1 protein-coding gene is annotated in these 779 nt (G+C 60.1%); it reads left to right on the top strand.

Translation table 11 applies throughout. The features are described 5' to 3' along the window. Nucleotides 1-10 precede the first annotated feature (10 nt). Nucleotides 11-779 (top strand): IS5 family transposase gene (locus MPC4_RS19115; RefSeq protein WP_425312500.1). Its coding sequence is split into 2 segments (ribosomal slippage), with 767 coding nucleotides annotated over them: nt 11-325 and nt 328-779; the frame shifts between segments, so codons are not numbered across the junction. This gene is flagged as partial in the annotation.

The following is a 779-nucleotide window of genomic DNA, read 5'->3' as shown; positions in this document are numbered from 1 at the left end:
GGAGGCTGAGATGGCGCGGTTTGATTTGACGGATTTCGAATGGTCGGTGATTGAGCCGTTGTTGCCGAACAAGCCGCGGGGTGTTCCGCGCGTCGATGATCGTCGCGTCTTGAACGGTATCTTCTGGCGCTTGCGGACTGGCGCGCCGTGGGCGGACATTCCGCGGCGCTACGGTCCGCACACAACCTGCGTCAACCGCTTCAACCGGTGGCGCAAGGCTGGTGTCTGGGACCGCATTCTCAAAGGCGTGTCAAAGGCTTATGACGGCGACATCCAAATGATCGACTCATCCTCGATCCGCGTCCATCAGCACGCCGCCAATACCCAAAAAAAGTCGACGGATCCCATTGCATGGGTCGCTCGCGGGGCGGCCTGACAACGAAAATTCACGCGCTTGTCGACGCGGAAGGTCTGCCAATCGACCTGAAGCTGACCGAAGGTCAGGCGCATGACGGGCGCAGCGCAGCCGACATGCTGGAGGCTTTGGCCGACGGGCAAATTCTTCTGGCCGACCGCGCCTATGACAGCGACGCGCTGCGCCAGAGCCTCGACGCTCGCGGCGCATGGGCCAACATCAAGCCCATGCCAAACCGCAAGAACGTTCCGGCGTTCAGCTCTTACCTTTATCGCTACAGGAACCTCGTCGAGCGTTTCTTCAACAAGATCAAGCACTACCGCGGCGTCGCCACGCGCTACGACAAACGAGCCGACAATTTCCTCGCCGGAGTCAAGCTCGCCTCAATACGCATCTGGTTGCGCCATAATGAGTCGATGACCTA

It is taken from the genome of Methylocella tundrae (assembly GCF_901905185.1).
Lineage (GTDB): Bacteria > Pseudomonadota > Alphaproteobacteria > Rhizobiales > Beijerinckiaceae > Methylocapsa > Methylocapsa tundrae.
The sequence above is the reverse complement of the archived record's forward strand: the minus strand, read 5'-3'. Positions and strand labels throughout refer to the sequence as shown.